The organism is Micromonospora sp. SL4-19, from assembly GCF_047921475.1.
Classification (GTDB): Bacteria; Actinomycetota; Actinomycetes; order Mycobacteriales; family Micromonosporaceae; genus Micromonospora.
Genome location: NZ_JBLROB010000039.1, coordinates 24,355 through 49,991, shown reverse-complemented (window position 1 = coordinate 49,991; position 25,637 = coordinate 24,355). Strand labels below are relative to the sequence as shown.

Below are 25,637 nucleotides of genomic sequence, written 5' to 3'. Positions count from 1 at the left end.
ATGAGGACCGCGAGGGCGGCTTCCGGGGCGGCGAGCGCCGTGAGGGCGGTTTCCGGGGCGGAGACCGCCGGGAGGGCGGCTTCGGCGGCGGCGAGCGCCGGCAGGGCTTCCGCCGGGATGACCGCGAGGGCGGCTTCCGCCGTGAGGAAGGCCGTCCGGGTGGCCCCCGGGGCGACCGGGAGCGTACCGAGCGGGACGGGGAGCGCCGCGGCTACGGCGAGCGGCCGGGCCGGGACGACCGCCGGCCGGTCGGCCACGGCCCGCAGGAGCGCGCCGAGGGACGTGAGGGTGAGCGGGCGGTCGCGCCGGCGCTGCCGGACGAGGTGGTCGCCAGCGACCTCGACTCCACCGTCCGGGCCGAGCTGCTGTCGTTGGCCAAGCCGGTGGCGGAGACCGTCGCCCGGCACCTGGTCGCGACCGGCCTGCTGATCGACGACGACCCCGAGGAGGCGCTCGCGCACGCCCTGGCTGCGCGCTGGCTCGCCTCGCGGATCGCCGCCGTGCGGGAGGCGGTCGGGCTGGCCGCGTACCACGCCGGGCAGTGGCAGAGCGCCATCGCCGAGCTGCGGACGTACCACCGGATGACCGGGTCGCAGAGCCATCTGGCGGTGCTCGCCGACTGCGAGCGGGCGCTGGGCCGCCCGGAGCGGGCGATCGACCTGTTCCGCGGCGCGGACCGGGAGAAGCTCGACCAGCCGGTCGCGATCGAATTGCTGATCGTCGCGGCCGGGGCGCGGGGTGACCTCGGGCAGAAGGACGCGGCCGTGGCGATGCTGCAGGTCCGCGAGCTGACCAACGACTCGACCGAGCCGTGGGCGGCGCGGCTGCGCTACGCGTACGCGGACGCGCTGCTGGCCGTGGGTCGGCGCGAAGAGGCGCGGGAGTGGTTCTCCCGGGCCGCCGAGGTGGACACCGAGGGCGAGACCGACGCCGCCGAGCGGCTGCTCGAACTCGATGGCGTGGTCATCGAGGGCGACGACGAGCTCGACGACGACGACACCGACCTCGACGGTGACGCGGACGAACCCGACACCGACGACGAGGACGCGGACGACGACGCGGACGACGACGACCTCGACGTGGACGACGACGAGCTGGACGGCGACGGGGGCCCGCGCGCCCAGGACGGCCGCCACGACGAGCCGGCGGACGGCGACGCGACGGCCGGGTACCGCGACCGGGACGGTGCGGACCTCGGCGACGACGAGCTGACCGACACCGAGGCCCGGTCGCTCGCCGCTGACGCCAGCGCCGGCACGGCGACCGGGGGCGACCTCTCGGGCACCGCGACGGACCGGGACGACCCCCCGGCCGCCGCGACGGACGGTGACGCGGCGCCCGGCCGCGAGGCGGAGCCGGACCGCCGGTGAGCGGGAGCGCCGGGGAACGGCTGGTCGACGGGTACGCCCTGGTCGTCTTCGACCTGGACGGGGTGATCTATCTGGTCGACCGGCCGATCCCCGGCGCGGTCGAGGCGGTCGGTCGGCTGCACGCCGAGGGGCGGGCGGTCGCGTACGCGACCAACAACGCCTCGCGCCGCTCCAGCGAGGTGGCGGACCTGCTCACCGGCATGGGCGTACCGACCCGGCCGGAGGAGGTGGTCACCTCGGCCGCCGCCACCGCCGAGCTGCTGCGCGATCGGTTGCCCGTCGGCGCGCCCGTGCTGGTGGTCGGGGCGGAGGCGCTGCGGGCGGAGCTGCGCGCCGTCGGCCTGCGCCCGGTGTCGACGGTCGACGAGCAGCCCGTCGCGGTCGCCCAGGGATACGGCCCCCAGGTCGGCTGGGTCGACCTGGCCGAGGCGTCCCTGGCGGTGCGGGCGGGTGCGCTCTGGTACGCGACGAACACCGACCGGACACTGCCCAGCCCGCGCGGCCCGCTGCCGGGCAACGGATCCCTGGTCGCGGTGCTGCGCACCGCGTTGGGGCGGGAGCCGGACGTGGTGGTGGGCAAGCCGCAGCCGGCATTGTTCGCCACCGCCGCCCGTCGGGCCGGCGCGGGGCGGGCCCTGGTGGTCGGCGACCGCCTGGACACCGACATCGAGGGGGCCCGCCGGGCCGGCCTGGACAGTCTGCTGGTGCTCACCGGCGTCAGCGACCTGTCCGAGCTGCTGGCCGCCCCCGAGCAGCGCCGGCCGACGTACGTCTCTGTCGATCTGGCCGGGCTGTTCGACCCGGCGGCCGTCGTGCGGGTCCCGGCCGGGCCCGACACGGGCGGCTGGTCGGTGACCGTGACGGACGGCGAGCTGGTCCTCGACGGCGCGGGGCGCCCGCTCGACGCGCTGGCCGCCCTCTGCGCGGCGGCCTGGTCGGCGGCGGCCGGCCCCCGGGTGCGGCCGGCGTCCACGGCGGCGGGGGAGGCCCTCGCCGCGCTGAGCCCCTCGGCCTGACGGGACGGCGCGGGGTCAGAGCAGCTTGCGCAGCTTCATCAGGTCGAACGGGTTCGCCTTGATGGACACCCGGCGGGCGCCCAGTGCCTTGGCGATGTCGAGCTGACCGTGTACGAGCGCGACCAGGTCGTCGCTGCTGGTGTTGAGCGCGATCTTCGCTGCCGGGTCGTCGCCGTCGGTCAGGCCGACCAGTCGGCCGCCCTCGATGCGGCCGTGGAACGCGGTGCCCAGGTCGGTGAGCCGGCAGGCGAGGGTGCGGTCCAGGTCGATCCGGCCCTGCGCCTCGGCGTGCTGGTCCAGCCGGGCGGCCAGCTCCTGCAACGCCTGCCGGCACTCGTCCACGCTGGCCACATCGTCTCCTCACCACGCGCCACGCCGTTCCCCGGCACCGTACCGCAATGGCATGTCCCGGGTGCCCGGTAGCGTGACACCTGCACATCCCGCCCCGCGGAAGGACTCAGGCATGCAGGACGCGTGGCGCGCCTACCTCGAGCTGGCCATGGGCCTGACGGAGGCGCCCCGGAAGAAGGCCCAGGACGCCGTGCGACGCCTGGTCGGCCAGGGCGGCGCCACCGCCGCCCAGCTCCAGGCGCTCGCCGAGGAGCTCGTCTCCACGGGCATGGCGAACCGGGAGGCACTGACCAAGCTGGTCCGCTTCGAGGTGGACCGCGCGCTCGGCGTGGTCGGGCTGGCCACCGCCGACGAGGTCGCCGAGCTGACTCGCCGGGTGCACGAGCTGGAACGGCAGTTGCGCGAGGCGCAGGCCGCCCCGCCGGCCCCCGCCGCCCGGGCGGCGGCGCCCACCTCCGGCGCCCCGGCTGCGGTGCCGGCCACTCCGGTGCCCGCTGGGACGAAGGCGGTGGCTAAGAAGGCCGTGGCGAAGAAGGCGATCGCGAAGAAGCCGGCAGCGGCCGCGCGCACCTCGGCCGAGGAGTCGCCGGCCACGCCGGCCCGGCCGGCGAAGAAGACCGCCGGCCGCAGGCCGGCCGGGGGTGCCGTCTCGTGACCGCGCCGTACCGTCCCGGGCCGCCGCCGGGTCCGCGCCCGGGGCCGCCGCCGGGTGGCCCCCGCCCCGGGCCGCCGCCGGTCGACCACGTCGGGGACGCCCAGCACCCGGCGGTGGACGCGGCCGTACAGGCCATGATCAACGCCGAGGCGCTCTCCCCGGCGGACCAGATCGCCCAGTACGAGGCGGCGTACGAGACGCTGCGCGAAACCCTGGCCAGCATCGACCAGGCCTGACCGACCGGAGAAAGATCCTCATGGCACGTCGTACCCGGCTGGATGCCGAACTCGTCCGCCGCGGTCTGGCCCGCTCCCGGGAGCAGGCGGCCGCGCTGGTGGAGGCCGGCCGTGTCCAGCTGCGCGGGGTGCCGGCCCGAAAGGCCGCCGCCATGGTCGACCCGGCCGACCCGTTGCTGGTCACCGGCGAGGACCCCGCCACGGAGTACGTCTCCCGGGGCGGACACAAGCTGGCCGGGGCGCTCGCCGCGTTCGGCCCGGGCGGGCTGAGCGTGGCCGGCCGGCGCTGCCTGGACGCCGGCGCCTCCACCGGCGGCTTCACCGACGTGCTGCTGCGCGCCGGCGCGGCCGAGGTGGTGGCGGTCGACGTCGGGTACGGCCAGCTGGCCTGGTCGCTGCGGACCGACGCCCGGGTGCACGTCTTCGAGCGCACCAACGTGCGGACCCTCACCCCGGAGGTGGTCGGCGGCGCGGTCGACCTCACGGTGGCCGACCTGTCGTTCATCTCGCTGCGGCTGGTGCTGCCGGCGCTGGCCGGCTGCACGAGGCCGGACGGCGACCTGGCGCTGATGGTCAAGCCGCAGTTCGAGGTCGGCAAGGAGCGGGTCGGCGCGGGCGGGGTGGTCCGCGACCCGCAGTTGCGGGCCGAGGCGGTGCTCGACGTGGCCGCCGCGGCGGCGCAGCTCGGGCTGGGGCTGGCCGATGTGGCCGCCAGCCCGCTGCCGGGGCCGAGCGGCAATGTCGAGTTCTTCGTATGGTTGCGCCGGGACGCGCCCGCCGCGGACCCCGAGCGGGTGCGGGCGGTGGTGGCGGCCGGCCCGCAGGGCTTTCCGTCCCCGGCCGATGCGGCGGACCCCACGAGTGAGGAGGTGCCCGGGTGAGCCGGACCGCTCTGCTGGTGACACACACCGGCCGCCGACGCAGCACCGAGCACGCCCGCGCGGTGGCGGCCGACCTCATCGCCGCCGGCTTCGAGGTGCGGGTGGTGGCCGAGGAGGCCGAAGACCTGGACCTGCCCGGCGTGGTGCCGGTGACCGGCCTGGAGGCCGCCGAGGGCGCCGAGATCGTTTTCGCCCTCGGTGGAGACGGCACCTTCCTGCGCGCCGCCGAGCTGGCGCGCCCGGCGAAGGCGCCGCTGCTCGGCATCAACCTCGGCAAGGTCGGCTTCCTCGCCGAGGCGGAGATCGACGACCTGGACAGCGCGGTGCGCGACGTGGTCCGGCGCAACTACACGGTGGACGAACGGCTCACCATCGACGTGACCGCCGAGTTCGAGGGCGGCCCGACCATCGAGTCGTGGGCGTTGAACGAGATCAGCGTGGAGAAGGGCGAGCGCGCCCAGATGCTGGAGCTGCTCGTCGACGTGGACGGCCGGCCACTGTCCCGGTACGGCTGCGACGGCGTGGTCTGCGCGACCCCGACCGGCTCCACCGCGTACGCGTTCTCCGGCGGCGGGCCCGTGGTCTGGCCGGAGGTGGAGGCGTTGCTGCTGGTGCCGATCAGCGCGCACGCGCTGTTCAGCCGCCCGCTGGTGACCGCGCCGACGTCCACCTTCGCGATCACGGTGGACCCGTTCGCCACCCTTGCCGTGCTGTGCTGCGACGGACGGCGGGTCTACGACCTGCCTCCGGGCGCCCGGGTCACCGTGCGCCGGGGCACGCTGCCGGTGCGGATCGTCCGGCTCAAGGCGCGGCCGTTCACCGACCGGCTGGTGGCCAAGTTCGACCTGCCCGTGCAGGGCTGGCGCGGCAGCCGCCGCTGACCGCGGGCGCAGCGGCGCGGACCGGCCGGACCCCGGCGCCTGGGCCTGCGGCCGTCGGGCCAACCCGGGCCGGCGGTTCGGTGTACCCGGGTCGGGCGGGAACCGGGTTACCGTAGGGGCCTCCCTCGACGACGGCGCGCCGCGCCGGGCCGGCGTACCACGCCGCAACCGGGACGGGGTGAGCGCTCCCGCGTCTGGCGGGAGCGGTCGCCGTGGGCCGTCGACGGGGCCGGCAGGACCGTCGGGCGGACGGTCATCGGGGCGTACGGGCTGCGCTGAGGTGGAGTCCGGGCGGGGCGGTGAGGCACGTGCCCGTCCGGACGCGCGGCCCGGCGGTCGTGGCACCGGCCAGGGGGTGGTCGGGACCACGACGGTCGGGGTGCCGGAGGAGTCGCGACCGGCCGCGGCGGGCGGACCGGGAGTCGGGCCCGGCCGGGTTTCGACCCCGGTCAGGTCCTCGGGTCGACGAGCCGACGCCGGAGGAAGCGGCGGCTCACGAGCCGAGCGGCGACGCGTCCGTCCGGCACCCCGACCATCCACCGCCACCGGCGGGGCGCGCGGGATGCCACCGCCGTGCGCTGGTCGGCGTCCCGCCCACCAGCGCGGACGAAACGCGGGACGCCGCGCCGCCCGCGCCGGCTGGTCAACTGTCGGGGGCCGCGTCTAGTGTCGAGTGCTGTGCTGGAAGAGCTGCGCATCACCGGACTGGGCGTCATCGAGGACACCACGCTGCCGCTGACCGGCGGGATGAACGTCATCACCGGCGAGACCGGTGCGGGCAAGACCATGGTGGTGACCGGCCTCGGCCTGCTCTTCGGCGGCCGGGCCGACGCCGGTCGGGTGCGGGCCCAACCGGGCCGCGCCGTGGTGGAGGGGCGGCTGCGCCTGCAGGGCCGGGTGGCCGGGACAGTGCACGCCCGGATCACCGACGCCGGCGGCGAGCCCGACGAGGACGGCTCACTGCTGCTGAGCCGCACGGTCACCGTGGAGGGCCGCTCCCGGGCGCACCTGGGCGGCCGGAGCATGCCGGTGTCGATGCTGGGCGAGGTCGGCGAGCAGGTGGTGGCCGTGCACGGCCAGTCCGACCAGCTCCGCCTGCTGCGCCCGGCCGAGCAGCGGGCCGCGCTGGACCGGTTCGCCGGCCCCGAGCACGAGAAGCTGCTCGACGCGCTGCGCGAGGCGTACACCCGGTGGCGGGCGGTGGTCGACGACCTGGCCGACCGGCGGCGCAACGCCCGTGAGCGCAACCAGGAGGCGGACCTGCTCCGGCTCGGCCTCGACGAGATCACCCGGGTCGACCCGCAGCCCGGTGAGGACGACGAGCTGAAGGCGGAGGCGCAGCGCCTGGAACACGCCGAGGGGCTGCGTACGGCGGCCCAGCTGGCTCACCAGTGCGTGGCCGGCGGGGTGGACGCGGCCGACGACACGCCGGACGCCACCGCGCTGCTCGGCAGCGCCCGACGCACGCTGGAGGCGCAGGCCGGCACCGACCCCGCGCTCGGCGAGCTGGCCGTGCGGCTGGAAGAGGCGGCCACCCTGGTCGCCGACGTCTCCGCCGAGCTGTCGGCCTACCTGGCCGCACTGGATGCCGACCCGGCCCGCCTGCAGGCCGTCTACGAGCGGCGGGCCGCGCTGCGCGGGCTGACCCGCAAATACGCCGACGACGTCGACGGGGTGATCGCCTGGGCCGAGCGGGCGCGCACCCGGCTGTCCGATCTGGACACCTCCGACGAGTTGCTGGACGAGCTGGACCGGGAGGCGTCCCGGCTGGCCGTGGAGGTGGCCGAGCTGGCTGGCCGGGTCACCGCCTCGCGCCAGGAGGCCGCAGTCCGGTTCGCCGAGCAGGTCACCGTCGAGCTGGCCGGGCTGGCCATGCCGCACGCCCGGATCGAGGTGGCGGTGGTGCCGCGCACGGCCGGGCGGGCCGAGCCGAGCCTCACGGTCAACGGCGTCGAGGCCGGCGTCGGCCCGGACGGCGCCGACGAGGTGGAGCTGCGTCTGCTGGCCCACCCCGGTGCGCCCGCGCTGCCGTTGCAGCGCGGCGCCTCCGGCGGCGAGCTGTCCCGGGTGATGCTCGCCATCGAGGTGGTCTTCGCCGGGTCCGGCGGCCCGCCGACCCTGGTCTTCGACGAGGTCGACGCCGGTGTCGGCGGGCAGGCGGCGGTGGAGATCGGCCGGCGGCTGGCCCGGCTGGCCCGCAGCCACCAGGTCCTCGTGGTCACCCACCTGCCGCAGGTCGCCGCGTTCGCCGACCGCCATCTGGTGGTGGCGAAGGACACCGGGGGTGCGGTGACCACCAGCGGGGTGCGTGTGGTGGAGGACACCGAGCGGGCCCGGGAGCTGGCCCGGATGCTCGCGGGTTTGCCCGATTCCGATCTGGGTATCGCGCATGCCGAGGAACTCCTGGCCGTGGCGGCCAAGGAAAGGCGCCCGTGATTTCGGGTTTGTGACCGCAAGCACACCAGGCCGCGCTCCGGTGTGCTTCCCTGGGTAGGCGGCCCTGCTCAGGCATGTCGCGACAGCAAAACCTGCCTCACATGCCAGGATGGTCACGATGCGTCTACCCACGTTGCGCCGGATCCGGAACACGGAACCGGGCTCAGTCCTCGGCACCGCGCGCCTCGACCGCCGGACGAAGCGGTTGGTCGGCCGGCTCCGGCCCGGGGACATCGCGGTTATCGACCACGTCGACCTGGACCGGGTGGCGGCCGACTCGCTGGTCGCGGTCGGGGTCGCCGCCGTGCTCAACGCCAAGCCCTCGATCTCCGGGCGATACCCGAATCTCGGCCCCGAGGTGCTGATCTCCGCCGGCATCCCGCTCCTGGACGACCTCGGCGAGAGCGTCTTCGAGCAGATCCGCGAGGGTGACGTCGTCCGGATCGAGGGCAACACGGTCTACGTCGGCGACGAGCCGGTCGCGCACGGCGTCCTCCAGGACGCCGAGACGGTGGCCAAGTCGATGGCCGACGCCCGGGAGGGGCTGTCGGTCCAGTTGGAGGCGTTCGCCGCCAACACCATGGACTACCTCAAGCAGGAACGCGACCTGCTGCTCGACGGCGTCGGCGTACCGGAGATCCAGACCCAGATCCAGGGCCGGCACTGCCTGATCGTGGTCCGTGGGTACGACTACAAGGCCGACCTGGACGTGCTGCGCCCCTACATCCGGGAGTTCAAGCCGGTGCTGATCGGCGTGGACGGCGGCGCGGACGCCCTGGTCGAGGCCGGTTACACCCCTGACATGATCATCGGCGACATGGACTCGGTCACCGACGACGTGCTGCGCTGCGGCGCCGAGGTGATCGTGCACGCCTACCCGGACGGCCGGGCACCGGGCCTGCCCCGCGTGGAGGGCCTCGGCGTGCCGGCGATCACCTTCCCGGCCGCGGCGACCAGCGAGGACCTGGCCATGTTGCTGGCCGACGAGAAGGGCGCCTCACTGCTGGTGGCCGTCGGCACCCACGCCACCCTGGTGGAGTTCCTGGACAAGGGCCGCGGCGGTATGGCCTCGACCTTCCTGACCCGGTTGAAGGTGGGCGGCAAACTGGTCGACGCCAAGGGCGTGAGCCGGCTCTATCGGCAGGGCATCTCCGGCTCGTCGCTGCTGCTGCTGGTCCTCGCGGCAATCGCCGCCATGGCCTCCGCGGTGGCGGTGTCCACCGTCGGAAAGGCGTATTTGGGCGTGGTCTCCGAATGGTGGGACAATTTCGTGTTCCAGCTCGGCCAGCTCTTCTAGCTCCCCGACCGATCAAGAGGCTGCAAGCGTGATCAACTTCCGCTACCACGTGGTGTCCCTGACCGCGGTCTTCCTGGCATTGGCGATCGGCCTGGTGGTCGGCACGGCCGCCCTCAACGGGCCGGTCGCCGACTCGCTCAAGGAGAACGTCAACGCGCTGCGCAAGGACAACCAGCAGATGCGCCAGACGGTCAACAACCTCCAGAAGGAACTGGACATGGAGGAGGACTTCGCCGCGGGGTCGGCGCAGCTCCTGCTCCCCGGCAAGCTGACCGGCCGGCGGGTGCTGGTGCTCAGCCTGCCCAGCGGCCGGGAGCACACCGAGGGCGTGGTGAAGATGCTCCAGCTCGCCGGGGCCAACGTCACCGGCCGGATCGACGTCCAGGACAAGTTCATCAACCCGGACAGCAACAACAGCCTGCTGGAACTGGCCGTCACCGCCGCTCGCCCGAACAGCGTCTCCACCGCCAACCTGCCGGGCAACGGGCACGGCGTGGAGACCTCCAGCGCGCTGCTGGCCAGCGTCCTGCTGGACCGGCCGCAGGGCAGCCCGCCGGTCACCGACGCGGACCGCCGGGCGGTGCTCCAGGCGTACACGACCGGCGGGTACCTCAGCCCGCAGGACAAGGTCTCCGGCGCAGCCGAGGCGGTCGTGGTGGTCAGCGGGCAGCCGTACGTCGACAAGGACTCGGCGAAGAAGGACGAGTCGGTGGTGAAGCTCGCCGAGCAGTTCGACCGGAACGGCGCGCTCGTGGTGGGCGGCATGGGCTCCGCCGGGGGCAACGTGGTCGCCGTGGTGCGCGGCGACCCGGTGCTCTCCCAGAGCATCTCGACCGTCGACAACGCCAACACCAAGCAGGGTCAGCTCGTCACCGCGCTCGCCCTGGTGCAGCAGCTGACCGAGAAGAAGGCCGGCCAGTACGGTGTCGGTGACAACGCTGCGGGGGGCCTGCTGCCTAAACTGCCGCAGTGAACGAGCGGAGCGGGGGCGGCGGGCGCGAGCGGTCGCTCGCCGCCCGGTCCGCACCGCGTACGGCATCTGGATCGGGAGGGGTCGCGTGACCAGGTGGGGTCGGCTGCTGGCCGTCGGCGCGGGGGCGGTCGCCGCCCGCTACGTGCTGCGGGAGGTGCGTACCTCTCCGGGTGCGCCGGCGCTGGAGCGGACCAACTTCCGGGGCCGTACGGTCACCCTCGCCGCCGGTCCGGCCCTGGCCGTCGGGGCCGCCACCGCGGGCGCGCTCGGCGCCGGCAGTGCCCCCGCCGGTGCCGCCGCGCTGGTCGCCGGAGTGGGCGCCGGCACGGTCGGGCTGTACGACGACATCGTCGGCGCGCGCCCCGAGCAGAAGGCCGCCAAGGGCTTCGCCGGGCACCTCGCCGCGCTGCGTGAGGGCCGGGTCACCGCCGGGCTTCTCAAGATCGTCGGGGTCGGTGCGGCCGGCCTCGGCGCGGCCGCGCTGCTCGCCGCCGACCCCCGGGTCGCCGCCCACCCTCGTCGGCAGCGCGCCGGCGCCCTCGGTCGAGGGCTGGACGTGCTGCTCGGCGCCGGCGTGGTGGCCGGCACCGCCAACCTGCTCAACCTGCTCGACCTGCGCCCCGGCCGGGCGCTGAAGTCGGGGATGCTGCTCGGCGCGCCGCTGTCCGGTGGCCCGTACGGAGGGATCGCCGCCGGCGCGGTCGGCGCCGCCGCCGGGCTGGTCAAGGAGGACCTCGACGAGCGGGTGATGCTCGGTGACAGCGGCGCCAACGCGCTCGGCGCGCTGCTCGGGGTGAGCCTGGCCGCGCGGACCGGCCCGCTCGGCCGGGCCGGTGTCCTCGCCGTGCTCGCCGCGCTCACCGCCGCCAGCGAGAAGGTCAGCTTCACCCAGGTCATCCAGCGGACCCCGGGGCTGCGGGAACTCGACGCGCTGGGCCGGCCCGCGGACTGACGTGAAGAAACCGGCACCCCTCGCCGGCGCCGGCCGGGTGGCCGGAGCGGCCGCGCTCATCGCCGTCCTCACCGTGGTGAGCAGGCTCGCCGGCTTCGGCCGTACCGCCGTGTTCACCTGGGTCGTCCAGCGCAGCGACCTCGGCGGCATGTACGTGATCGCCAACACGGTCCCGAACATCATCTTCGAGATGGTCGCCGGCGGTGCCCTTGCCAGTCTCGTCGTGCCGCTGCTGGCCCGATCGGTCGAGGCCGGCGACCGCCTCGAGGTCAGTGCCATCACCCGCGCCCTGTTGACCTGGACGCTGACCCTCCTCGTGCCGCTCGCCGTCCTGGTGGCGCTGCTGGCCGGTCCGATCGTCGGACTGCTCAGCGAGGACCGTTCACCGGCCGAACTGGCCGCGGGCGCGCGGATGCTGCGGGTCTTCGCCCCCCAGTTGCCGCTCTACGGCGTCGGCATCGTGCTCACCGGGGTGCTCCAGGCGCACCGGCGGTTCGCCTGGCCGGTGATCGCCCCGCTGCTGTCCAGCGTCACGGTCATCGGCGTCTACCTCGCCTTCGGTGTGCTGGAAGGGCGGGGCGCCACCATCGCCCAGGTGAGCCGCTCGGGTGAGCTGATCTTGTCGGGGGGCACCACTCTCGGGGTGGTGGTGCTGTCGCTGTCGCTGCTGGTGCCGCTGCGCCGGCTGCGGCTGCGGCTACGGCCCGGGTACGCCTTCCCTGCCGAGGCGCGGGCGAAGGTCGGCGGGCTGGCCGTGGCGGGCGCGGTGACGGTGACCGGCCAGCAACTGGCGCTGGCGGTGATCCTGAACCGGGTATCGGGCGGCCCGGTCGGCTCCCCCCAGGTCTACAACCTGGCGCAGACGATGTACCTGCTGCCATGGTCGGTGCTGGCGGTGCCGCTGGCGGTGGCGGCCTATCCGACTCTCGCCGCCGCCGCGGCCGGCGGGGACGACGCGGGATACCGGAAGACGCTGGCACCCGCGACGCGGGCGGTGTTGCTGTTCAGCTGTCTGGGTGCGGCGGCCCTGGTGGGCACGGCGGAGGCGGTGGGCCGTTTCTTCCCGCTCGGGGCGGGGGAGACGGCGGCGGCCATCATCGGCTTCGCGCCCGGCCTGATCGGCTATGGGCTTTTCGCGGTGTTGTCGCGAGCGCTCTACGCCAGAGGCGCGACCCGGGCCGCCACTGCCGCGATCACGATCGGCTGGCTGGCTGTCCCGGTGGTGGCCGTGCCGCTGTCGGCCCTGCTGCACCGGGACGACCGGGTGCTCGCGGTGACCCTGGCCAACTCGGTCGGGATGCTGCTGTTGGGTGGTCTGCTGATCGTCGCCGTGGTCCGTTCCGCCGGCCGGGCCGCCCTCGCCGGCGTGGGTCGGGCCGGCGCCGCCGGCCTGCTCGCCGCCGTGGTCGCCGGGCTCGGTGGGGTGGCCACCTCCCGCGGGATCGCCGGCCTCGGTGCCGGGACCCCGACGGCATTCGGTGCGCTCGTGCAGGGCATGCTGTCCGGGGCCGTGGTCGCCGCCCTCTTCCTCGCCGTAGCCTGGCTGGCCGACGCACGGGACGTTCGGCCGCTGCTCGCGGCTGCGGCCCGTCGGCTCGGGCGGCGACGGCCGCCGCCCGCCGACAACACGCAGGAGGCGCAGCATCCCCCGGACCGGGGCGACGGGAAGGGAGACTCTGCGGTGAGCGCGAGGAGCGAGCCGGGTTTGCGAGCCCCGCGGTCGCGAACGAGAGGTAGGCAATGACGGACGCCTCGTCGGCGCAGCGGTGGTCCGGCTCGGTGGCCCTGGTGCTCGCCTCCGCCACCGGCGGAGTGGGGCAGCACGTCCGCTCGGTGGCCCGGGGGCTGACCGTCGCCGGCGTGTCCGTGCTGGTCTGCGGCCCGGCCGCCACCCAGGAGCAGTTCGACTTCACCGCGGCGGGCGCCCGGTTCGCGCCGGTGGAGATCCCGGCCAGCCCCACCCCGGCCGACGCGCGGGCCGTCACCGCGCTGCGCCGGGCGCTCGCCGCCACCGGAGTCGACGTCGTGCACGCGCACGGGCTGCGGGCCGGTCTGGTCGCCGTGCTCGCCCGGCCGGCCGCACCGCTGGTGGTCACCTGGCACAACGCCGTCCTCGCCGGCGGGCTGCGTGGGCAGCTGTCCCGGCTCGCCGAGCGGGTCGTCGCCCGCTCGGCCCGGGTGGCGCTGGGCGCCTCCGCCGACCTGGTGGAGCGGGCCGCCGCGCTGGGCGCGGTCGACGCCCGCCTCGCCCCGGTCGCCGCGCCGGCGCTGCCCGCGCCGCGCCGCCGCCGGGCCGCCGTCCGGGCCGAGTTCGGCGTCGCCCCCGCCCGGCCGCTGATCCTCTCGGTGGGCCGGCTGCACCCGCAGAAGCGGTACGACATTCTGGTCGACGCGGCCGCCCGGTGGCGTACCCGGACTCCGGCGCCGCAGGTGCTGATCGCCGGCAGCGGGCCGGCGTACCTCCAGCTCGCCGCGCGGATCTCGGCCGCCCGGGCGCCGGTGAATCTGCTCGGGCACCGCACCGATGTGGCCGATCTGCTGGCCGGCGCCGACCTGGCCGTGGTGACCAGCGACTGGGAGGCCCGTCAGCTCTTCGCCCAGGAGGCGATGCGGGCCGGCGTGCCGCTGGTGGCGACCGCCGTGGGCGGCCTGCCGGAGCTGGTCGGCGGCGCCGCGGTGCTCATCCCCGCCGGTGACGTCGACGCGGTCGACGCGGCGGTCCGCGACCTGCTGGACGACGAGTCCCGTCGGGCCGATCTGGCCCGCCGGGGCGCCGCCCGGGCCGCGACCTGGCCGACCGAGGCGGACACGGTGACCGCCCTGGCCGCCCTCTACGCCGAGCTGGCGCCCGAGCCGTCGACGGGGAATCGGTGATGCTGCGCAGACTGACGCCGGTCCTGCTGACCCTGGTCGTGGTGGCGCTCGGCATCACCGCGCTGGCCGCCCGGCCCGACAACGGCAACCCCGGGCGCAGCGCCGACTTCGTGGTGATGGTCGGGGTGGCCGGGCTGCGCTGGGACGACGTGGACCCGGCGACCACCCCGACGCTGTGGCGGATGGCCGAGACCGGCTCCATCGGTTCCCTCTCGGTGCGCTCCGCGCACCGGCCCACCTGCCCGGTCGACGGCTGGCTCACCCTCGGCGCCGGCAACTTCGCCGGCTGGAACGGCAGCCGCCTGCCAGGTGGCTGCCCGGCTGCCCAGGTGGCCGTCGAGCAGCCCGACGGGATCGGCGCCAACCTGCCCGACCAGGAGAGCGTCGTCGCCTACAACCAGGACAAGCAGTCCTGGGGCGCCACCCCCGGAGCGCTGTCGGAGTCGGTGCGTTGTTCGGTGGCGGTCGGACCGGGTGCGGCGGTGGCCGCCGCCCGCCCGTTCGGCCGGGTCGACCGGTACGCGCCGGCCCTCCCCGACGATCCGGCCGAGCTGCTCGGCTCCTGCGTGCTGAGCATCGTCGACCTGGGCACCGTCGCCGGCGAGGATCCGGTGATCCGCGCCGCCCAGGCCCGGCAGGCCGACACCCAACTCGCCCGGGTGCTCGCCGCCCGGCCGCCCCACTCGCTGGTCCTGGTCGCCGGCGTCTCCGACACCGACACGCCGTCCCGGCTGCACGTGGCCGTCGCCGACGGCCCGGGCTGGGAGCGGGGCTGGCTGACCTCGCCGAGCACCGCCCGCGAGGGTTACCTGCAACTGGCGGACCTGGCTCCCACCGCCCTCGCCGCGCTGGGCCGGCCGATGCCGGAGCGGCTCTTCCTCGGCCGGGCCGCGGTATCGGTGGGCGGGCGACCGGCCGACCTGCGTACCGCGATCGACCATCCGGCCGACGCGGACCGCGAGGCCGGCGCGCGGCGCGAGGTCGTCGGCTGGTTCTTCGCCCTGCTCGCCGTCGCCCAGGTGGCCCTCGCGGTGGCGGTGCTGCCGCTGCTGCGCCGGGCCCGCCGGCACGCCGGCCCGCACGGGCCCGAACCGGTGTCCCGTCGGGTGGTGGCGGCCGTGGAGCTGCTGCTGATCGCCGCGGCGCTCGCCGTGCCCGCCGCCCTGCTCGCCGACGCCGCGCCATGGTGGCGCGGCCAGCACGCCGGCTGGTGGTTCGCGGTGGTGACCACCCTGCTGATCGTCGGGGGCACGGCCGCCGTCCGGTTCAGCCCCGGTCACGATCGCACCCTCGGCCCGCTCGGCGCGGTGGCCGGGCTGGCCACCCTGGTGGTCGGCGTGGACGTGCTCACCGGCTCCCGGTTGCAGCTCAACGGCGTGGTCGGCTACTCCGCCCCGGCGGGCGGCCGGTACGTCGGCCTCGGCACCGTCGGCCTGGGCGTGTTCATCGCCGGCTCGCTGCTCTGCGGCGGCTGGCTGGCCCAGCGGGTACGCCGGGCCTGGCGCCCGGTGGTGATGGTGGCGATCGGTGCCGCCGCCGTGGTGATCGTGGGCAGCCCCTACCTGGGGGCTGACTCGATCGGCGCGGTCGCGCTCGCCGCCGGGGTGAGCGTCGCCGCCGCGATCTGCACCGGTGGCTGGCTGACCGTCAGCCGGCTGGCCTGGGCCACCATGGCCGGGTTGGCACTCACCATCGGCTTCGCCGTGATCGACCTGCGTAGGCCGGCGGCCGAGCGGGGCAGCGTCGGCCGCTTCCTCGCCGCCCTCGGTGACGGCACCAGCGGGCTCACCGTCCACCGGTCGAGCGCCGCCAACGTCGAGACCCTGGTCAACAGTCCGCTCACCGTGCTGGCGCTGGCCGGCGCCGCGCTGGTCTGGCTCGCCCTGCTCCAGCCGTGGGGTGGCCTGATGCGCCTGTTCGGCATCTACCCGGCGATCCGGGCCGCGATGGCCGGCACCGGGGTGGCCGCCGGCATCGGTGGGGTGCTGGGCGGCGCGGCGCTGGACGTGGCCGGGGCGGCGGGTGCCCTGGTGGTGCCGATGGCGGCGCTCGCCGCGCTGCGGGTGCTCGACCATGCCACCGACCGCACCCAGCCCGCCGGCGGGCGGCCCGGCGACGACGGCGGTTCCGGTCCGGCCGGCGGGCCGACCGGTGGCGCGGACCCGGATGGCGGTCGCGCGTCCGGTTCCGCCGACCCGGGGGGCGTCGACCGGCCGTCCGCCGACGCGGACGTCGGCCCGTCCGGCGCCCCGGCCGGGACGGCGGGGGCCGACGGCGGGGGTACGGACGCCCGCGGCGGGGCGGTGGCCGGCGAACCCGCTACGGAGGGCCCGGTACGGGTGCCCGCCCAGGGCCGCCCGGCATCGACCGACGTGCCCACCTCCTGAGGAAAGCCGCTTTCACGTGCGCCGACGGCGGGTGCGGCGCTGGCCCGGGGCGGGGAAGGTGTTACCGTGGAATCCCGTGGATCGCGTGATCACTCTGCTGATCAGCACGGCGGTTCGCACGACCGCGACGGACGACACGGGAGCAGGCCTTGGCCCCTTCAGCACGGACGACCAGGCACATTTTCGTCACCGGGGGCGTCGCCTCCTCGCTGGGTAAGGGCCTCACCGCCTCCAGCCTCGGCAACCTGCTGACCGCGCGCGGGCTGCGCGTGGTGATGCAGAAGCTCGACCCGTACCTCAACGTCGATCCGGGGACGATGAACCCGTTCCAGCACGGCGAGGTCTTCGTCACCGAGGACGGCGCCGAGACCGACCTCGACGTCGGCCACTACGAGCGGTTCCTGGACCGGGACCTGTCCGGCAAGGCGAATGTCACCACCGGGCAGATCTACTCGGCCGTGATCGCCAAGGAGCGGCGCGGCGAGTACCTCGGCGACACCGTCCAGGTCATCCCGCACATCACCAACGAGATCAAGTCGCGGATCCTCGGCATGGCCGAGCCGGACGCCGACGGCCAGGTCCCCGACGTGGTGATCACCGAGGTCGGCGGCACGGTCGGCGACATCGAGTCGCTGCCGTTCCTGGAGGCGATCCGTCAGGTCCGCCACGACCTGGGCCGGGACAACTGCTTCTACCTGCACGTCTCGCTTGTGCCTTACCTGGCGCCGTCGGGCGAGCTGAAGACCAAGCCGACCCAGCACTCGGTGGCGCAGCTGCGCAGCATCGGTATCCAGCCGGACGCCCTGGTGCTGCGCTGCGACCGGGACATCCCGGACAAGGTCAAGGAGAAGCTCTCCCTGTACTGCGACGTGGACCGGGAGGCGGTCACCGCCGCCCCGGACGCGCCGAGCATCTACGACATCCCGAAGGTGCTGCACCGCGAGGGCCTCGACGCGTACGTGGTGCGGCGGCTCGGCGTCTCCTTCCGCGACGTCGACTGGACCCGCTGGGACGACCTGCTGGACCGGGTGCACCAGCCGCTGCACACGGTGACCGTGGCGCTGGTCGGCAAGTACGTCGACCTGCCCGACGCCTATCTCTCGGTGAGCGAGGCGATCCGGGCCGCCGGCTTCGGCCACCGGGCCCGCGTGCAGCTGCGCTGGGTGCCCAGCGACGACTGCGTCACCCCGGCCGGCGCGGCGGCCGCCCTCGCGGGGGTGGACGGCATCGTGATCCCCGGCGGCTTCGGCGTCCGGGGCATCGAGGGCAAGATCGGCACCGCCCGGTACGCCCGGGAGAACGGCATCCCGCTGCTCGGCCTCTGCCTCGGCCTGCAGTGCATGACCATCGAGGTGGCCCGCCACCTGGCCGGCCTCGACGGGGCGAACTCGCTGGAGTTCGACGAGGAGGCCAAGCACCCGGTCATCGCCACGATGGCCGACCAGGAGGACATCGTCGCCGGCAAGGGCGACCTGGGTGGCACCATGCGGCTCGGGGCGTACCCGGCGAAGCTGGCCGAGGGCTCGCTGGTCGCGGACGCGTACGGCAGCACCGAGGTCAGCGAGCGGCACCGGCACCGGTACGAGGTGAACAACGCGTACCGTGACCAGCTCACCAAGGCCGGTCTGCGATTCTCCGGCACCTCGCCGGACGGCCGCCTGGTCGAGTTCATCGAGCTGGACCGGAGCCTGCACCCGTTCTTCGTGGCCACCCAGGCGCACCCGGAGTTGAAGAGCCGGCCGACCCGGCCGCACCCGCTGTTCGCCGCGTTCGTCAAGGCCGCCGTCGCGTGCTCCGAGGCCGACCAGCTCCCGGTCGACCTGGAAGCCGCGTCGGCGGGGGCCCCGGCGGCGAAGAAGGCGAGTCGCACCGGCGGCGCCACCGCGGCGAAGGCGGCATCCGCGTCGTGAGCGGGCGGAGCGAGCAGGCCGCCGGGCCCAGCAGCGCGGTCGAGCACCGGTACGAGGTGACCGACCACCGCGAGATCTGGTCCGGCCGGATCTTCTCGGTGGTCAGCGACGACGTCACCATGCCCGGCGGCGGCACCGCCTCCCGGGACTACGTGCGGCACGTCGGCGCGGTGGCCGTGGTGGCGCTGGACGACGCCGGACAGGTGGTGCTGATCCGGCAGTACCGGCACCCGGTCGGCCGGCACCTGTGGGAACTGCCGGCCGGGCTGATGGACGTCAGCGGCGAGGACCTGGCCGCCGCGGCGGCCCGGGAACTGGCCGAGGAGGCCGACCTGACCGCCGGCGCCATCGACGTGCTGGTCGACCTGCACAGCTCGCCGGGCTTCTCCGACGAGGTGGTCCGGGTCTTCCTGGCCCGCGACCTCGCCGACGTGCCCGCCGATCAGCGGCACGACCGGCGCGACGAGGAGGCCGACCTCCAGGTCGTCCGGATCGACCTCGACGAGGCGGTCGGGATGGTCCTCGCGGGGGAGATCACCAACGCCGCCTGCGTGGCCGGGCTGCTCGCCGCCGCCCGGGCCCGGGAGACCGGGTTCGCAGAGCTGCGCCGGGCGGAGGTGCCGCTGCCCCGCTGAGCGGGGTCCGACGACGAAGGGGCCGCGCGGTGTCAGCACCGCGCGGCCCTTTTATTCCGTGGTGTCGCCGCTCAGTCGCGCAGCGGGCGGCCTTGGCCGTCGACGCCACCCTTGACCAGGATCAGGATGCCGTCGATGAAGCCCCAGATGCCGCCGGCACCACAGGTTACGAGGCTCACCACGAGCTGGAGCACACCGGTCTTGGTGTCGCCCATGTAGAAGCGGCCGGCACCGAGCCAGCCCAGCAGGATGCCGAGGATGCCCGCGACAACCTTGCTCTTGTCCGAGACACCCTGCGGGTGCTGCTGATAAGGGGGAGTGGTCATGAGCGGACACCTTAGTGATCCACGGCCGTCCTGTCCGCATCGCCGCCCCCACAATGCGAGGATATTTACCGAAGATTGTCCTGACGGCTGAGGCGGTCTCCACCGCCCGGCCCGGCCCATGCCTGACACATCGTCAGGACGACCGGGCACCGGATGCCACTGTGCTGGCCTCCGCGGAGTCCCCACGCGCCTAGACTGCCGCCGGCGGGACCGGTGGACCGTGTCGGCAATGGGGCCGCTGCGGCGCCGCACAGTCGGGGACGAGCAGCCCCGAGGAAGGTGTCTGCATCGTGAAGGTCGGAATCCCCCGCGAGGTCAAGAACCACGAGTACCGGGTGGCGATCACACCCGCGGGCATCAACGAGTTCACCCGCCACGGCCACGAGGTCTTCGTCGAGTCCGGCGCGGGCGTCGGATCCACCATCACCGACGACGAGTTCGCCGCCGCCGGCGCGAAGATCCTCGCCACCGCCGACGAGGTCTGGGACGCCGCCGAGCTGGTGCTCAAGGTCAAGGAGCCGATCGCCGAGGAGTACCACCGGATGCGCGAGGGGCAGGTGCTCTTCACCTACCTGCACCTGGCCGCCTCCCGGGAGTGCACCGACGCGCTGCTCGACCGAAGGGTCACCGGCATCGCGTACGAGACCGTCGAGCTGCCCGACCGTTCGCTGCCGCTGCTCGCCCCCATGTCCGAGGTGGCCGGTCGGCTCGCCCCGCAGGTGGGCGCCTTCTACATGATGCGCACCGGCGGCGGCCGGGGCGTGCTGCCGGGTGGCGTGTCCGGTGTGTACGCGGCCAAGACCGTGGTCATCGGCGCCGGCGTCTCCGGGATGAACGCCGCCGCGATCGCGCTCGGCCTGCAGTCCGAGGTGCTGCTGCTGGACAAGAACGTCGCCCGGCTGCGCCAGGCCGACGCCATCTACCGTGGCCACCTGCAGACGGTCGCCTCCAACGCCTACGAGATCGAGCGGGCCGTGGTCGACGCGGACCTGGTCATCGGCGCGGTGCTGGTGCCCGGCGCGAAGGCGCCGAAGCTCATCTCCAACGAGCTGGTCTCCCGGATGAAGCCGGGCAGCGTGCTCGTCGACATCGCCATCGACCAGGGCGGCTGCTTCGAGGACTCGCGTCCCACCACGCACGCCGACCCGGTCTACAAGGTGCACGAGTCGATCTTCTACTGCGTCGCGAACATGCCGGGGGCGGTGCCGAACACCAGCACCCACGCGCTGACCAACGTCACCCTGCCGTACGCCCTCGAGCTGGCCAACCAGGGTTGGCGCGAGGCGCTGCGCAACGACCCGGCCCTCGCCCTCGGCCTGAACACCCACGCCGGCAAGGTCGTCTACGGCCCGGTCGCCGAGGCGCACGACATGGACGTGCTGCCGCTGGCCGAGGTGCTGGCCTGAGCACAGCCACGGAAGGGGCCGGCCCGGGCAGGCAGCCCGCGCCGGCCCTGCGCCGTGCCGTCCGGGGCTATCTGGACCACCTCACCGTCGAGCGTGGGCTGTCCACGAACACCCTCGCCTCGTACCGCCGGGACCTCGACCGCTACCTGGCCACCCTGGCCGCGGCCGGGGTGGCCGACCTGGCCGCCGTCGGGCCCGCCGAGGTCGAGGGGCACCTGGCCCGGTTGCGCGCCGGCGACGCCGACCACCCGCCGCTGGCGGTGACCTCGGCGGCCCGCGCGGCCAGCGCCGTCCGGGGCCTGCACCGCTTCGCGCTGCGCGAGGGGCTGGCCGGCGCCGACCCCAGCCGTGACGTCCGACCGCCCACCCCGCCGCGACGGCTGCCCCGGGCGCTGCCGCTCGACGACGTGGTCCGGCTGCTGGAGGCCGCCGGCCCGGTCACCGCCACCGGCGACGCGGCGCCCCGCGCCCTGCGCGACCGGGCACTGCTGGAGTTCCTGTACGGCACCGGCGCGCGGATCTCCGAGGCGGTCGGCGTCGCCGTCGACGACCTGGACGCCGACGAGGGCGCCGTGCTGCTGCGCGGCAAGGGCGGCCGCACCCGGCTCGTCCCGATCGGGGGGTACGCCGTCGAGGCGCTGCGCGGCTGGCTGGTCCGCGGCCGTCCGGTGCTGCTCGCCGCCGGCCGTGGCACCCCGGCGGTCTTCGTCAACGCGCGTGGCGGGCCGCTGACGCGGCAGGGCGCCTGGACCGTCCTGCGCGGCGCGGCCGAGCGGGCCGGCCTGCCGGTGGACGGCCCCGAAGCGGTCTCCCCGCACACCCTGCGCCACTCGTACGCCACCCACCTGCTCGACGGCGGCGCCGACGTCCGGGTGGTGCAGGAACTGCTCGGCCACGCCTCGGTGACCACCACCCAGGTGTACACGTTGGTCACCGTGGAGCGGCTGCGCGAGGTGTACGCGACCGCCCACCCACGGGCCCGCGGCTGACCTCTTCGGACCCTTCGGGCAGCCGGCGGCCCGACACGCCGACCCGGTACCGAACGCGCTGCTGGCGCGTGGCGTACAGTCGGCATCGGCGTGGACCTCACGGGCGGTCGAACCGGGGTACGCAGCGGCGCCGCGAGGGACGTCGGACGACTCCGACACCGGGTGGTCGTCGGGAGGGGGCAACGAGGACATGGCTGGCAACGAGGACCGTGCCGAGACCTGGACGTCGGAGCTCCGCGAGCAGCAGGCGACGCTCGGCGGCGACCTCGGCCCGGCCGACCCGGCCGCCTACACGATGCGCAAGCCGATCCCGGAGCCGATGCCGACCGACCGGCACGGCCCGGCGCGGATCATCGCGATGGCCAACCAGAAGGGTGGCGTCGGCAAGACCACCACCACCATCAACCTGGGCGCCGCGCTCGCCGAGTACGGCCGCAAGGTGCTGCTGGTCGACTTCGACCCGCAGGGTGCGCTCTCTGTCGGCCTTGGGGTCAACCCGCACAACCTCGACCTGTCGGTCTACAACCTGCTCATGCAGGACGACGTCACCGCCGAGGACGTCCTGATCAAGACCGACGTCGCCGGGCTGCACCTGCTCCCTGCCAACATCGACCTCTCCGCCGCCGAGATCCAGTTGGTCAACGAGGTCGCCCGGGAGATGGCCCTGGCACGGGTGCTCAAGTCGGTCCGCAAGGAGTACGACTTCATCCTGATCGACTGCCAGCCCTCGCTGGGCCTGCTGGCGATCAACGCGCTGACCGTGGCGCACGGCGTGCTCATCCCGCTGGAGTGCGAGTTCTTCAGCCTGCGCGGGGTCGCGCTGCTGCTGGACACCATCGACAAGGTGCGCGAGCGGCTCAACTTCGACCTGGAGCTCGAAGGCATCCTCGCCACCATGTACGACAGCCGCACCACCCACTGCCGGCAGGTGCTTCAGCGGGTGGTGGAGGCGTTCGGCGACAAGGTCTACCAGACCGTGATCACCAAGACCGTGAAGTTCCCCGAGTCGACCGTCGCCGGCGCCCCGATCACCACCCTCGACCCGGCCTCCTCCGGTGCCCGCAACTACCGCCAGCTGGCCCGCGAGGTGATCGCCGCCCAGGCTGATCGGTAGGACCGGGTGCACCAGGCCGCCGGTGCCGCGAGCCCGTCCACTACGGTCGTCGGGTGACCGCGCCGCCCCTCGACCCGCCCGCCGCCCCGCGCGGCGCCGCCGACCCGGCGACCGCCGCCGAACTGGCCGCGGAGCTCGACGGCGTCGTGCCGGCAGATCCCGCCGCCCCGACCGAGCAGTCCGGCGGCTTCACCGTCCGGCTGGACAACTTCACCGGCCCGTTCGACCTGCTGCTCCAGCTCATCAGCAAGCACAAGCTCGACGTGACCGAGGTGGCCCTGCACAAGGTCACCGACGAGTTCATCGCCTACATCCGGGCCATGGGCGACCAGTGGGACCTGGACGAGACCAGCGAGTTCCTGCTGGTCGCCGCCACCCTGCTCGACCTGAAGGCGGCCCGGCTGCTGCCCGCCGCCGAGGTGGAGGACGAGGAGGACCTGGCCCTGCTGGAGGCCCGGGACCTGCTCTTCGCCCGGCTGTTGCAGTACAAGGCGTACAAGGAGGCGGCGGCGCACCTAGCCCAGCTGGAGGCGGTCGGCGGCCGGCGCTACCCCCGCGCGGTCACCCTGGAACCCCGGTACGCCGACGCCCTGCCCGACCTGGTGCTCGGCATCGGCCCGGAGCGCCTGCTCAAGCTGGCGCTCAAGGCGATGACCCCGAAGCCGGTGCCCGAGGTGTCCATCGCGCACGTGCACATGGTCCGGGTCAGCGTCCGGGAGCACGCGGAGATCATCTCCGGCCGGCTGCGCCGCGCGGGCACGGCGACCTTCTCGCTGCTCTGCGCCGACTGCGAGATCACCCTGGAGGTGGTGGCCCGCTTCCTGGCGCTGCTGGAGCTGTACCGGCAGGGGCTGGTCGCCTTCGTCCAGGAGCAGGCCCTGGAGGAGCTGACCGTCCGCTGGACCGGCCCCGCCGACGGCGACACCGAACTGACCATCGACGAGTACGCCGGCTCTCCGGAGCCGGCCGCCCCGGCCGCCCCGGCGGGCGACCCGGCAACGACGCAGGAGTGATCCCGATGAGCGAGCGTCAGCGAGCGAATCATCAATGCAGCGACGTGGTGTCTCATGGCGGCACGGAGCGCAGCGGAGTGCCGGCATGAGCGACGAGGAGCGCCAGGATTCCCTGGCGGACCAGGCCGCCGCCTGGATCCCCCCGTGGCAGCGTCCCGCACCCCCCGCTCCCGCCCCCGCCGACCAGCCGCCCCCCGAGCCGGAGCCAGCCGCCTCGGAACCCGACCCCGTCGCAGATCTTGGCGGAGAGAGGCCCCAGGAGGGGCCGATCTCTGCCCCGATCTCCACGGTCGAGGAGGCGGAGCCCGAGCCCACTCCGGATCTTGATACGGAGGCGCCCGACGCGGGTCCGGACCGTACCAAGATCTTGGAGGCGCCCGGCGAGCGCGAGGCGGCGGGAGCGGAGGACGCGGCTCCGGGCGGGCCCGAGAAGCGGCCGGCGGGGCGGCGGCGGGCGACCCCCGCGCCGGAGCCCGCGCCGGAGCTGGACGACGCGGAGCTGCGGGGCGCGCTGGAGGCGATCCTGCTGGTGGTGGACCAGCCGGTCAGCGAGCTGATCCTCGCCCAGGTGCTGGAGCAGTCCCCGGAGCGGATCGGCCCGATGCTCGACGACATCGCCGCCGGCTACACCGCCGCCGGGCACGGCTTCGAGCTGCGCCGGGCCGCCGGTGGGTGGCGTCTCTACACCCGCCCGGAATACGCCACCTACGTGGAGCGGTTCGTGCTGGACGGGCAGTCGGTACGGCTCACCCAGGCCGCGCTGGAAACCCTGGCCGTGGTCGCCTACAAGCAGCCGGTGACCCGGTCGCGGGTCTCCGCGATCCGGGGTGTCAACTGCGACGGGGTGCTCCGTACCCTGGTCTCCCGCGGACTGGTCGAGGAGTGCGGCACCGAATCCGACAGCGGAGCGTTCCTCTACCGGACCACCACGATGTTCCTGGAGAAGCTGGGGCTGAACTCGGTGGACGACCTGCCCCCGCTGGCCCCCTTCCTGCCCGACGACGTAGAAGAGCTTGCCGATGCGACGCGATGACCGTGCCCCCAAACCCGACGCCCCCGTGTACGAGAGCGCCGAGCGCCTGCAGAAGGTGCTCGCCGCCGCCGGGGTGGGGTCGCGGCGCGCCTGCGAGGACCTGATCTTCCGGCGCCGGGTCACCGTCAACGGCCGGGTCGCCCAGCTCGGCGACAAGGCCGACCCGACCCGCGACGTCATCCACGTCGACGGCGAGCGGCTCCAGGCCGACACCCGCCTGGTCTACCTGGCCATGAACAAGCCCCGCGGCGTCGTTTCCACCATGGCGGACGAAAAGGGACGGGCCGCGCTGTCCGACTTCCTCGGCAACCGGGTGGAGCAGCGCGTCTACCACGTCGGGCGGCTCGACGCGGACAGCGAGGGCCTGCTGCTGCTCACCAACGACGGCACCCTCGCCCACCGCCTCATGCACCCGTCGTACGGGGTGTCGAAGACGTACCTCTGCGAGGTGGCCGGGCCGATCCCGCGCAACCTGGGCAAGCGGCTGGCCGCCGGGGTCGAGCTGGAGGACGGCCCGGTGCGGGTCGACTCGTTCCGGGTGGTGGGCACCCTGGGCAAGACCGCCCAGGTGGAGGTGACCCTGCACGAAGGGCGCAAGCACATCGTCCGGCGCCTGCTGGCCGAGGTCGGGCACCCGGTGAGTCGGCTGGCGCGTACCTCGATCGGGCCGATCCGCCTGGGCGACCTGCGCGCCGGGCGGACCCGACGGCTCACCAACGCCGAGGTCGCCGCCCTGTTCAAGGCGGTGGGTGACTGACCCCCCGTTCGGGGTAGGTCAGCCGGTAGGCTTCCTCGCGGTCGGCGACGGCGTCACGTCGTGGCGCGGCGTCGGCCGCGCCGACCTGGAGTTGTCGGCGACGGCTCCAGGTCGTGGCGCGGCGCCAGGACGCGCCGAGCTGGAG

23 protein-coding genes are annotated in these 25,637 nt (G+C 74.6%); 21 read left to right on the top strand and 2 right to left on the bottom strand.

Translation table 11 applies throughout. The annotated features are described in order from the left end of the window. Positions 1-407: 407 nt before the first annotated feature. Together ACNAVT_RS28910 and ACNAVT_RS28905 are read left to right on the top strand one after the other, a co-directional pair. On the top strand, positions 408-1,370 hold the full coding sequence (locus ACNAVT_RS28910) for a tetratricopeptide repeat protein (protein ID WP_416300798.1): 963 nt from the start codon (positions 408-410) through the stop codon (positions 1,368-1,370). Then, positions 1,367-2,386 carry an HAD-IIA family hydrolase gene (locus tag ACNAVT_RS28905; RefSeq protein WP_416300790.1) on the top strand — a complete coding sequence of 340 codons (1,020 nt, stop codon included), beginning with the start codon at positions 1,367-1,369 and terminating at the stop codon, positions 2,384-2,386. Before ACNAVT_RS28910 ends, ACNAVT_RS28905 begins: the two co-directional genes overlap by 4 nt. 15 nt (positions 2,387-2,401) lie before the next feature. Here ACNAVT_RS28905 and ACNAVT_RS28900 read toward each other — a convergent pair whose 3' ends face one another. Beyond that, on the bottom strand, positions 2,402-2,737 hold the full coding sequence (locus ACNAVT_RS28900; protein ID WP_416300788.1) for an alkyl sulfatase C-terminal domain-containing protein: 336 nt from the start codon (positions 2,735-2,737) through the stop codon (positions 2,402-2,404). A gap of 112 nt (positions 2,738-2,849) precedes the next feature. Between ACNAVT_RS28900 and ACNAVT_RS28895 the strand changes: the two genes are divergently transcribed. The 13 genes from ACNAVT_RS28895 to ACNAVT_RS28835 all read left to right on the top strand — a co-directional run bounded on the left by ACNAVT_RS28895 (position 2,850) and on the right by ACNAVT_RS28835 (position 18,854). Next, positions 2,850-3,392 (top strand): phasin family protein, encoded by a 543-nt coding sequence (locus tag ACNAVT_RS28895; protein ID WP_416300786.1) that lies wholly within the window; start codon positions 2,850-2,852, stop codon positions 3,390-3,392. Further along, a complete protein-coding gene (locus tag ACNAVT_RS28890; RefSeq protein ID WP_416300784.1) occupies positions 3,389-3,628 on the top strand; it encodes a hypothetical protein in 240 nt (79 codons plus the stop codon). The genes ACNAVT_RS28895 and ACNAVT_RS28890 overlap by 4 nt, the downstream gene beginning before the upstream one ends. 20 nt (positions 3,629-3,648) lie before the next feature. Continuing rightward, positions 3,649-4,509 carry a TlyA family RNA methyltransferase gene (locus ACNAVT_RS28885; protein ID WP_416300782.1) on the top strand — a complete coding sequence of 287 codons (861 nt, stop codon included), beginning with the start codon at positions 3,649-3,651 and terminating at the stop codon, positions 4,507-4,509. Next, positions 4,506-5,390 carry an NAD kinase gene (locus ACNAVT_RS28880; protein WP_416300780.1) on the top strand — a complete coding sequence of 295 codons (885 nt, stop codon included), beginning with the start codon at positions 4,506-4,508 and terminating at the stop codon, positions 5,388-5,390. The genes ACNAVT_RS28885 and ACNAVT_RS28880 overlap by 4 nt, the downstream gene beginning before the upstream one ends. 678 nt (positions 5,391-6,068) lie before the next feature. After that, the gene (recN, locus tag ACNAVT_RS28875; RefSeq protein ID WP_416300779.1) at positions 6,069-7,826 is read left to right on the top strand and encodes a DNA repair protein RecN; all 1,758 of its coding nucleotides are present in this window, start codon (positions 6,069-6,071) and stop codon (positions 7,824-7,826) included. Positions 7,827-7,944: 118 nt separating this feature from the next. Further along, positions 7,945-9,123, top strand: coding sequence for a putative cytokinetic ring protein SteA (gene steA, locus ACNAVT_RS28870; protein WP_416300777.1), 1,179 nt, complete (start codon positions 7,945-7,947; stop codon positions 9,121-9,123). 28 nt (positions 9,124-9,151) lie between these two features. Further along, entirely contained in the window at positions 9,152-10,096 is a 945-nt protein-coding gene (locus tag ACNAVT_RS28865; protein ID WP_416300775.1) for a copper transporter, read from the top strand. Between the two features lie 85 nt (positions 10,097-10,181). Further along, entirely contained in the window at positions 10,182-11,048 is an 867-nt protein-coding gene (locus ACNAVT_RS28860) for a hypothetical protein (RefSeq protein WP_416300773.1), read from the top strand. A gap of 1 nt (position 11,049) precedes the next feature. Further along, on the top strand, positions 11,050-12,792 hold the full coding sequence (murJ, locus tag ACNAVT_RS28855) for a murein biosynthesis integral membrane protein MurJ (protein ID WP_416300771.1): 1,743 nt from the start codon (positions 11,050-11,052) through the stop codon (positions 12,790-12,792). Beyond that, on the top strand, positions 12,789-13,922 hold the full coding sequence (locus ACNAVT_RS28850) for a glycosyltransferase family 4 protein (protein ID WP_416300769.1): 1,134 nt from the start codon (positions 12,789-12,791) through the stop codon (positions 13,920-13,922). The genes murJ and ACNAVT_RS28850 overlap by 4 nt, the downstream gene beginning before the upstream one ends. Continuing rightward, complete coding sequence (locus ACNAVT_RS28845; RefSeq protein WP_416300767.1) at positions 13,922-16,309, top strand: hypothetical protein; 2,388 nt, start codon at positions 13,922-13,924, stop codon at positions 16,307-16,309. Before ACNAVT_RS28850 ends, ACNAVT_RS28845 begins: the two co-directional genes overlap by 1 nt. Before the next feature lie 149 nt (positions 16,310-16,458). Continuing rightward, complete coding sequence (locus ACNAVT_RS28840; RefSeq protein ID WP_416300765.1) at positions 16,459-18,219, top strand: CTP synthase; 1,761 nt, start codon at positions 16,459-16,461, stop codon at positions 18,217-18,219. Next, a complete protein-coding gene (locus ACNAVT_RS28835) occupies positions 18,216-18,854 on the top strand; it encodes an NUDIX domain-containing protein (RefSeq protein WP_416300764.1) in 639 nt (212 codons plus the stop codon). The genes ACNAVT_RS28840 and ACNAVT_RS28835 overlap by 4 nt, the downstream gene beginning before the upstream one ends. 71 nt (positions 18,855-18,925) lie before the next feature. Here ACNAVT_RS28835 and ACNAVT_RS28830 read toward each other — a convergent pair whose 3' ends face one another. Beyond that, positions 18,926-19,180: a TM2 domain-containing protein gene (locus ACNAVT_RS28830; protein ID WP_416300763.1), complete on the bottom strand. Its 255-nt coding sequence runs from the start codon at positions 19,178-19,180 to the stop codon at positions 18,926-18,928. Positions 19,181-19,470: 290 nt separating this feature from the next. On the opposite strand from ACNAVT_RS28830, the gene ald reads away from it, so the two are divergent. From ald to ACNAVT_RS28800, 6 genes are all read left to right on the top strand, one after another. After that, positions 19,471-20,586: an alanine dehydrogenase gene (gene ald, locus ACNAVT_RS28825; RefSeq protein ID WP_416300761.1), complete on the top strand. Its 1,116-nt coding sequence runs from the start codon at positions 19,471-19,473 to the stop codon at positions 20,584-20,586. Next, positions 20,583-21,575 (top strand): site-specific tyrosine recombinase XerD, encoded by a 993-nt coding sequence (locus ACNAVT_RS28820; protein WP_416300796.1) that lies wholly within the window; start codon positions 20,583-20,585, stop codon positions 21,573-21,575. The genes ald and ACNAVT_RS28820 overlap by 4 nt, the downstream gene beginning before the upstream one ends. 190 nt (positions 21,576-21,765) lie before the next feature. Further along, positions 21,766-22,689, top strand: coding sequence for a ParA family protein (locus ACNAVT_RS28815; protein WP_416300759.1), 924 nt, complete (start codon positions 21,766-21,768; stop codon positions 22,687-22,689). A 53-nt stretch (positions 22,690-22,742) separates the two neighbouring features. Continuing rightward, positions 22,743-23,702, top strand: a complete 960-nt coding sequence (locus ACNAVT_RS28810) for a segregation and condensation protein A (RefSeq protein WP_416300757.1) — start codon at positions 22,743-22,745, stop codon at positions 23,700-23,702. A gap of 85 nt (positions 23,703-23,787) precedes the next feature. Beyond that, entirely contained in the window at positions 23,788-24,735 is a 948-nt protein-coding gene (gene scpB / locus ACNAVT_RS28805) for an SMC-Scp complex subunit ScpB (RefSeq protein ID WP_416300755.1), read from the top strand. Continuing rightward, positions 24,722-25,492 carry a pseudouridine synthase gene (locus ACNAVT_RS28800; protein WP_416300753.1) on the top strand — a complete coding sequence of 257 codons (771 nt, stop codon included), beginning with the start codon at positions 24,722-24,724 and terminating at the stop codon, positions 25,490-25,492. The genes scpB and ACNAVT_RS28800 overlap by 14 nt, the downstream gene beginning before the upstream one ends. Positions 25,493-25,637: the final 145 nt, after the last annotated feature.